The organism is Mucilaginibacter sp. P4_G9 (assembly GCF_056400985.1).
The window spans coordinates 1-8,443 of sequence record NZ_JBFUKF010000223.1 but is presented as its reverse complement, the minus strand read 5'-3'; the positions used below and the strand labels follow the sequence as shown (position 1 = coordinate 8,443).

Genomic DNA, 8,443 nt, shown 5'->3' with positions numbered 1-8,443 from the left:
CGTAATGATATAGTATAGAAGGCCAGTGCTGTTTTTGATGAAGAATAGGTAGCCTCAATTAGGGAAGGAGCCAGACTCAGTATTGAGGTAGTGTTGATTATTGCCCCTTCATTTCTGGATTTAAGCATATCCAGAAAAAGATTATTCAGCCTTATTACACCCAGATAATTAACTTCCATTTCGTAGGCAGCACCTTCAAGATGTTTGTCATTTGCAAAACCTAGATTTGATGGAGGAACGAGCACAGCAGCATTATTGTACAAGATGTCAATACCGCCCAATTCTTTTACTTTATTATAAAGAGCTTTTGCATCTGCTTCATTTCCGGCATCGCTTTGTATAGCAGTAAGAGCCGGATATGTTTTTTTGGCCGCATCCAGTTTCGCCTGGTTTCTGCCGGTGATGATCACGCTGGCACCATTGGTTAAAAATTGTTTTGCTGCTTCCAGCCCGATACCTGATGCACCTCCCGTGATCAATACCGTTTTTCCTTTTAATTGCATGATTTTAATTTTTGATGTTAATTCTATTTTGAAGCGTTAATAGATTTCAGAATGGATTTCTCAAACACCTTATAAGCGAAATGCTGAAGCAGGAGTGCGATTGACGATCCTTTGCCGACAGGGTAACTAAACCTTGGATTTTTTTCCTCCACTGTTTGCAATAAGGTATTGATGACAGGCGTAGGTTCGGGTGCCTTATCCAATGTCTCTTTGGTATACGCGGTTACCTTTTGGCGGAACAGATCATAGTCCTTGATCGTTCCTGTTGCAACAGTTCCACTTTCGCCGATACTGGTTTTAAAACTCATCGGCTCAACCATAACCACCTTGATGTTAAACTGGTTCAATTCAAACCGAAGTGCTTTAAAATAACCTTCGAGTGCATGTTTGGAAGCCGCATAGTAGGCCACATTTGGAAGACTCAATAAGCCCAGCAGGGAACCAAGTGTGATTATTTTTCCATGTTTTTGCCTCCTGAAGTAGGGCAGCAACTCGTTAGTTATTTTGATCGTTCCCCAAAAGTTGGTCTCAAACTGTTGTTTGCCTAACTCAATAGGGGTTTCCTCGGCAAGTCCGTTTACTAAGTAACCTGCGTTGTTGATCAGCACATCTAAAGTTTTGATCTGATTGAATAGTTGCTCGCCAAAAGATGCTATGGAATGGTCATCATTCAGATCCAATGGCAGCAGCTTAAATGGTAATTTTGCCTGGTGTTTTTCCGGATTCCGGCTTGTGCCGATTACCTGGTAGCCATTTTCGTGGAGCTTGCTGGCGACAAGCAGCCCGATGCCCGACGAGGCACCTGTGACTAATATTGTTTTTCCTTTTAATTCCATGATTTTTTTTAGACTTTTTAGTATATTTTATGATGATTTTGTACTTTTATTTACTTAATTATTGAGGATATATTTGTGCTYTGTTTTTTAGTGACGTTTATATAAAAGACTTTTTAGTATATTTTATATTAAAAAAATTATATTGTATAACTTTCTAACTCCGCTTTCAGGCTTCTGAGCAAACCAGCCATTGGTTTTGCAGTATTCATCGCCCTGCACATCACAACAGCTCCTTCAACCGCAGCCACCGCTTTGAATGCATAAACAGCCGAATCAAGCTGGCCGGAAAATTCACCGTCGGCAATGCCTTGATTTAAAATGCTGACAAACAATTCCTGTCCATGTCGGATGACTCCGGCTATCTTTTCTTTAATAGCCGGAAAGTTATCATCGGATTCCACCGCAATGTTAAATACAGGACATCCGCCTTTAAGGTAAGTATTCAAAGGATCTTTGTAAAAATCGAGAAAGGCAAATACCTTAGCCTTCGCTGTTTTACCCTTGCTGATGGTCAGCAGCATTTTTTCGCCGTTAGTATTCAGCATGTGGTCAACAACCTGCAGGGCCAGGTCTTCCTTGCCTTCAAAATGACCGTAAAGACACCCTTTAGTTAATTTTGTGGCAGCAAGCACGTCGTCTATATTCGCACCGGATATCCCTTTCTGATTAAAGATAGGGGCTGCTGTTTCCAGGATAAATTGTTTTGTTCTTTCCGCTTTAGTAAGCATGTTCATAAATTTTACGATACAAAAATATACTAAAAAGTTTAACTAAAAAGACTTTTTAGTATATTTTGTTCTTTATGATATGAAGATGACAGTAATTGCAATCCAGGAGATTAACCAAAATATCACATAGTGGTATGGGCTGCGCAGCAAAAATTTACAAAGAGACCGTTTGCTTTTACTTATTATAGTTCGAGAAGAGGCGATGCCCCTCCTTAGTAATTATACCGTTGATAAATAGTTTGAGCGCTTCAAATATATCAGCCTGGGACTTTAAATGATTAAACAGGTAAAAGTCTGTTATCGATACGTAGATGCCGGCTGTGACCGGGACATCCAGGCCCGGCCGATACATCCCCTTTGCAATGCCGGCTGATAAATTTGATTCAATGATCATCTTCAGGTAATTGCTTTTAAATTCATGAAGCGCTCTCAGCGCCCTGGGGTATCTTTTTAACATCAGCTCGTTAAAAAGGTACCTCAAGGCGATCAAATGTTTAAAAAGACCCTGTTGAAGAACCAACTCCTGTACCKGATCATCAGAGGCATCGATATTTGAGCTGATGATACTTTTAGATTGCCCGATCAACTGGTCAACTACAGTTTCGACAAGGATTGCTTTATTGGCAAAAAATTGATAGACGGTTTTCTTTGACATGCCGGCCGCCTTCGCCAGTTCATCCATCGTTACACTGATTATACCATGATTGATAAAAAGCTCAATAGCATGATCGATCAGATGTTTTCTTTTATCTTCCATTTGGTTGCTTTAGTTGTTGCTTCTAACGCTTCAAGGATGCCTTTTTAAAAGCCGGCTTCAGGGTTGATTTTCGGTTTTCGCGGTAACATAATTATATATGGCAGACCTCACATAAAAATCAGCAAATGCAGTAGCAACAGTGCTTGAAGCTTGCTGGTAAGCAGTCTGGGCATCCAGTACCTCAGAGATTGTAGCCAAACCGGCTTTGTAATTATCCTGGTTAACCTTCAGGTTTTCGGTAGCCTGTTCCAGGTTATCCTTTGCATAGCTAATCTGTGTAAGCTGATCCTGCATATCATACCAATAACGTATAATGCCCACCCTCAGCTGGTTTTGTCCGTCCTGGAAATCGTTTTGGGCTATTTGCTCATTGATTCTTTGCTTCCGCATCTTTTGCTTACCCCGGCCCCATAAACCGTTGGAAATGGGAATACTCAATGTGGCAAAGCTGGCCGGTGCAAAGTTACTCCCGATCCCGCTGTTGACCGATCCGGTTTGTGATCCACTCAAGCCAATTGCCAGGCTCGGCAGGTTGTCGCCGTTAGCTAACCGGGTCTGTAGCTTTTCACCGACTATACGTTTGGTCAATAACTGGTAATTAGCATTACGGTTCAGGTTAGTATCGGGCTGCAAGGCAGGTAATACCGGGATGCTTTTTTTATTAAGTGTGTCCTGCATCACCATAAGTGAATCAAAAGCAACACCGGTATACATGGAAAAATCCAGCAGAGACACCCGGCGGCCGTTCTGCAGCTTGCTTTTGTTAACCATCAACTGGCTAAGCTGAACTTTTACTTTCAGCAGATCGTTCCGGGCGATCAACCCGGATGCCAGCATATCCTTTTGCGTTTTCAGCACCGCGTTAAGCAATGCTTCATTGACCAGTATGGTTTTCTGCTGTTCCTGTATGTTTACCAGGTTCCAGTATTTCTGCTCGGTAAGTAATATCACAGAATCTGCTGATAGCTTTTTCCTGATCTGGCTAACCTGTAGCTGCAATGCCGCTAACTGGTTACCCGTTTTAATTTTGCCGCCGGCATACAGGGTTTCTGTACCGGTTACGCCTAAAAGGTAAAAATTATTGATGCCTTTTTCTAATAATGGCGGCGCGGCCGATACGAAATCTTTAAACCCGAATAAACCCACACCGGTTGCGCTAACCGATGGGAGGTAATCTGACTTGGCTGCAGCTACATCGGTTTTGGCTGAGCTTATCCTCAGCTCGCCATTTTTTAAAGCGTAACTGTAGGCTATGGCAGCCTGCTTACTTTCCTGCAGGGATATGATATGCTGCTGGGCCCCGGCCTGCAGGCATGTAAAAGTGAATATTGATAATAGGAATGTTTTCATGATAATGAGCTTATGCGGTTACAGGTTCCGGTGTTTTGTTTTCCGGTATTTTTTGATCCTCCTTGCGGAAAAACAGCCAATACAGCGTTGGCAGCACGAATAAGGTCAGCAACATGGATAACAGCAACCCGAAACAGATCACCGTACCCAACGGCCCCCATAAAGATGACCTGCTGATCACCATCGGGATCACACCCACAGCCGCTGCCGAAGAGGTTAAAAAGATTGGCCGCATCCTGCGTTCGGCAGAAAGTTTTGCAGCTTCAAAAACAGATTTACCCTCATGTAATCGTAGTTCTTCTGCAAAGTCTATCAGGATGATACCATTACGCACTACAATTCCGCAAAGTGCCAGCAAACCAAGGAATGAGGTAAAGCCAAACGGGTAGCCCATGATCAGCAAGCCGGAAGATGCGCCCAATAAGCTTAATGGCATAGTGGTAATACTTAAGAGGGCATGTTTAAGGTGTTTAAAGTGCCATAATAAAATCAGGAATATAAATATGATACTTACACCAAGCGCGGTACCCATCGGGCCCTGGTTCTCTCCCTGCAATTCCAGTTCGCCCCCGTAACGCAATTCTACTCCTGCGGGGAGTTTTATTTTTTCGATGGCTGGTTGCAGGTCCAGCAATACGGCATTGGCAACAGCTTCCTGGGTTACGTCCATACGTACCGTTAGCGTACGCACACTGTTTCTGCGGGCAATCTGGCCATCATTCCATTCCGGGTTTACGTCTGCTACCTGCCTTAGGGGTATCAAAGTTTTAGTTTGCGGGGACACGATGTTAAGGTCACGCAAGGCCGACAGATCACTTCTGGAAGCTTTCGGCGATTTGATCTTTACATCTACCGCGTAATTATTTTCCCAAACCTGTGTGGCCGTAATCCCTTCCGAATGCATAGCTACTGCGTTGGCGATATCGCTCTTGCTTAATCCAAGCCGCGCAGCTTCCGCTGTTTTTACATCTATTTTAAGGGTTGGCTGTATCTCGTTATAATCTGTCCGGGCCCAGGTAATCTGTTTATGCGTTTTACCAATGGCTAAAACCTGGTTGGCTACCTGTTTTAAGGCTGGAATATCATTTCCGCTGATCCTTACCTCGATAGGTGCCAGCGCGTTGATCATGTTTAATTGTTTCATCCGCACATAAGCAGCCGGAAACAGGTTACTGTATTTATGCTGATAGTCAACAATCACTTCTGCGGTTGCGTCTTCAGATACGGTTTTGATCAAGATCTGCGCATAATTTTTTGACGGAAGATTTGGCGCATATACCGAGTGGAAACGTGGCGAACTACTGCCGATAAAGCTGGTATAATTAAGAATACGTTTATCCTGCTTTAATATCTTTTCCATTCCCTTCACCACGCTGTCTGTTTGCGAAAGCCTGTAGCCCGATGGCAGGTAGATCTCCATCGCAAATTGGTTTCGCTCTACTTTAGGGAATAACTGCTGCGGCAATACACCCATAATGCCTATGCCGATCACTACCGACAGCACCGCAAAAAACACAGTCAGCTTGTAGTGTTTCATAGAATTGCCGATATGGCTATTAAAGAAATCCTGCAACCGGTCCAGGAAAGATCTTTTTTCATCTGCCTTATTATGGAGCAAGCCTTTTTTGATGAACAGCGTATTGAAAAATGGCACCACCATCATGGAGATGATCAGCGACAGTGTCAAAGCGATCATGATGGTTACCGGGAACAGGCGGATAAAATCTTTTGCCGTACCGGTCATAAAAAATGCCAGCGGTACAAAAGTCGCCGATATGGCCAGCGTAGCAGTAAACACCGATGGAAACAATTCCTTGGCGCTGCTAATGGCGGCATCCCAAACAGACATCCCGTGGTCCAACTTTTCTACGTGGTTATCAATTACCACAATAGGGTCGTCAACCACAATCCCCAGCACCACGATCAACGCGGCAAGCGTAACGGTATCCAGCTCTATGCCGGCCATGTACATAATACCCAGCGTTGCGGCTATTGTAATCGGGATAGTTGCTGCAGCAACTGCGGCAACCCTAAAGGGCAGCAACAGTAATGCAACGCACACCACGCCGATCAGCGCGAAAGCAAACTCTTTCATAAAGTGGCTGATCGAATCATCCACCACCTCCGGCTGATCAGCCAGTTTTACCAGTTGAATATCGGGCGGCAGGTGCTGCTTTACTTTTTCGATATGCTCTTCCAGTTCTTTACCAAACTGCACAATGTTTTTACCGGTGATCATTTCCAGCGATATCACGATGGATTTGGTGCCGTTGGAGGTTACATAGCTCTCCGGTTCGTCATACTCACGTTTCAGGGTAGCTACATCACGAAGGCGTACTGAGTTGCCGTTGGCATCCTGCCTGATGATCTGCTCAGCAAGTTCGGCTTCGGTTTTATAGTAGGTGCTTAGATGAATGGGCTCATCTACCACCTTTCCTTCTACTTTACCGGTGGCATTAATTGCGCCTTCGTTTTGGAGCACCTGCATTACATTATTGACCGAGACCCCTTTTTGCAGCAGTTTATTGTTATCTACATAAATGGTGATCTGCTCGTTCAGGTTGCCGGTATGGGATATCTTGGCAACATCCTGTACCTGCCTTAATTCTGCCTCTATATCTTCTACATTACGGAGCAGTTCTTTGTAGGGTCGTGTCTTGGATTCTACGGACAAAAGCATGGCAGAGGTATTGCCGAAATCACTGTCGATATAAAACCCTTTAACTTCTTTAGGGAGCTGGCTTTGCAGTATTAGCATCCCGTTTTTAATCTTATTCCAAAACGCTTTGGTTTGGATGGCATTTTGGTTATCCGCTACCTCAACAAAGATGTACATCACGCCATCCCGCGAAAAGGAGTAAGTTTTTTTCTTGTTAACCTCGTTGTTACTAAAAAGGTACTCCTCTACTTTTTTAGTAAGCTGCTCTTCTACCTGTTTGGATGAAGCGCCGGGGTATTGCCCCACAATAAGACCCTGCCTGATGGTGAAATCTGGAAATTCGTTTCGTGGCATATTGAAAAGCCCGGATAAACCAAGCAGTACGAGTATGGCCGAAAGCGCAAGAGGGAATACATGGTACTCCATTGCCCATTCAATTAAATTTGAGTTCTTTTTCATGATATGGGCTTATTTACTGACAATGACAGGGGTTTGATCGGCAAGTTTCTGGTAACCCGAGGTGATCACCTGCTCATTACCGGCAAGTCCGGTCTGGATGGCAATACCATTGCTGTAAAGCTGGCCGGTAGTTACGCCTTTCCGCACTGCCTTATGCGCTGCGTCCACTATATAGAGAAAGCTGGCTCCTTTTTCATCTACCTGAACGGATTGCACAGGAACAATAACTTCTTTAACATCATTAGAGGGGGCGACAGCATCGGCGTTTTTGTTAAACACTACTTTACAAAGCATGCCGGGCCTTAACTTCATATCATTATTAGCCAGTGATATTTTAAGGTTATAATTAGCGCTGCCACTAAGCGCTAAAACGCCAACTTCGGATACCTTGCCCTGCAAAGGCTGATCCCCTAACGCGTCGATTTTTATCGTAGCAGGGGTTCCTGCTTTATAGTGATTAATTTCACTCTCGGGCACCGCAACCAGCACCTTCACCGAACGGGTATCCAGTAACTGCAAAACCGGCTGCCCGGGATTGGCCACAGCTCCCGCTTCGGCTTTCTTTTCACCAACATATCCGCTTACCGGTGCATAAAGATGCGTATGAACTATATTCTGGTAAGTTGCGCGGGCAGCGGAGGTTGCCTGTTCATAATTTGATTTAGCCTCCAGCATTTTTATTTCGGCAATGCTGCCTTTTTTAAACACATCGTTAATGCGGGTATAATTTTCTTCTGCAAGTTTGGCCTGTGCCAGCTGTGCGTTATACTGGTTACGGTACACCGTTTCATCTATAGCACCCACCAATTGTCCTTTTTTTACAAAATCGCCGGTCAGTATCGGAAAGGACAGAATAGTTCCGGAAACCTGGAAGCTTAAATCAATTGTCTTTTCAGCTTCAAGCGTTCCATCGTAAACGATCTTGTCACTGGTTGACATAGATTCTGCACTCAAATTAAATACGTTTACCGCTAACGTATCCGGTCCGTTCTTTTGCTCTTTTTTTCCTGAGCAGCCGGAAATCCAGATAGCGGCTATCATTGCTCCCGCAAGTGTAAGTTTGGTTTTCATATAATTAAATTGAACATTATTTGTTTTTTTGTCGATTGTTATTTTATTGTTTGCTAATCCCAAAACGCATCGCGCCGGGT

The 8,443-nt window shown here is 44.0% G+C and carries 7 protein-coding genes; all 7 read right to left on the bottom strand.

Annotation, left to right across the window (positions count from 1 at the left end; genetic code table 11):
• A partial coding sequence (locus tag AC1DPZ_RS17485) for an SDR family NAD(P)-dependent oxidoreductase (RefSeq protein ID WP_477405702.1) occupies positions 1-503 on the bottom strand: 503 nt, incomplete at its 3' end.
• Positions 504-526: 23 nt separating this feature from the next.
• Entirely contained in the window at positions 527-1,339 is an 813-nt protein-coding gene (locus AC1DPZ_RS17480) for an SDR family NAD(P)-dependent oxidoreductase (protein WP_477405700.1), read from the bottom strand.
• A gap of 137 nt (positions 1,340-1,476) precedes the next feature.
• Positions 1,477-2,067 carry a TetR/AcrR family transcriptional regulator gene (locus tag AC1DPZ_RS17475; protein ID WP_477405698.1) on the bottom strand — a complete coding sequence of 197 codons (591 nt, stop codon included), beginning with the start codon at positions 2,065-2,067 and terminating at the stop codon, positions 1,477-1,479.
• Between the two features lie 175 nt (positions 2,068-2,242).
• The gene (locus tag AC1DPZ_RS17470; RefSeq protein WP_477405696.1) at positions 2,243-2,824 is read right to left on the bottom strand and encodes a TetR/AcrR family transcriptional regulator; all 582 of its coding nucleotides are present in this window, start codon (positions 2,822-2,824) and stop codon (positions 2,243-2,245) included.
• A 57-nt stretch (positions 2,825-2,881) separates the two neighbouring features.
• Positions 2,882-4,174 carry a TolC family protein gene (locus AC1DPZ_RS17465; RefSeq protein WP_477405694.1) on the bottom strand — a complete coding sequence of 431 codons (1,293 nt, stop codon included), beginning with the start codon at positions 4,172-4,174 and terminating at the stop codon, positions 2,882-2,884.
• Positions 4,175-4,184: 10 nt separating this feature from the next.
• Positions 4,185-7,292, bottom strand: coding sequence for an efflux RND transporter permease subunit (locus AC1DPZ_RS17460; protein ID WP_477405692.1), 3,108 nt, complete (start codon positions 7,290-7,292; stop codon positions 4,185-4,187).
• 9 nt (positions 7,293-7,301) lie between these two features.
• Positions 7,302-8,363 carry an efflux RND transporter periplasmic adaptor subunit gene (locus AC1DPZ_RS17455; RefSeq protein ID WP_477405690.1) on the bottom strand — a complete coding sequence of 354 codons (1,062 nt, stop codon included), beginning with the start codon at positions 8,361-8,363 and terminating at the stop codon, positions 7,302-7,304.
• Between the last annotated feature and the right edge of the window lie 80 nt (positions 8,364-8,443).

What these genes read in the sequence shown, in the direction of transcription:
- AC1DPZ_RS17480 (WP_477405700.1), bottom strand. Translation starts at nt 1,339, where the DNA reads ATGGAATTAAAAGGAAAAACAATATTAGTCACAGGTGCCTCGTCGGGC.
- AC1DPZ_RS17475 (WP_477405698.1), bottom strand. Translation starts at nt 2,067, where the DNA reads ATGCTTACTAAAGCGGAAAGAACAAAACAATTTATCCTGGAAACAGCA.
- AC1DPZ_RS17465 (WP_477405694.1), bottom strand. Translation starts at nt 4,174, where the DNA reads ATGAAAACATTCCTATTATCAATATTCACTTTTACATGCCTGCAGGCC.
- AC1DPZ_RS17460 (WP_477405692.1), bottom strand. Translation starts at nt 7,292, where the DNA reads ATGAAAAAGAACTCAAATTTAATTGAATGGGCAATGGAGTACCATGTA.
- AC1DPZ_RS17455 (WP_477405690.1), bottom strand. Translation starts at nt 8,363, where the DNA reads ATGAAAACCAAACTTACACTTGCGGGAGCAATGATAGCCGCTATCTGG.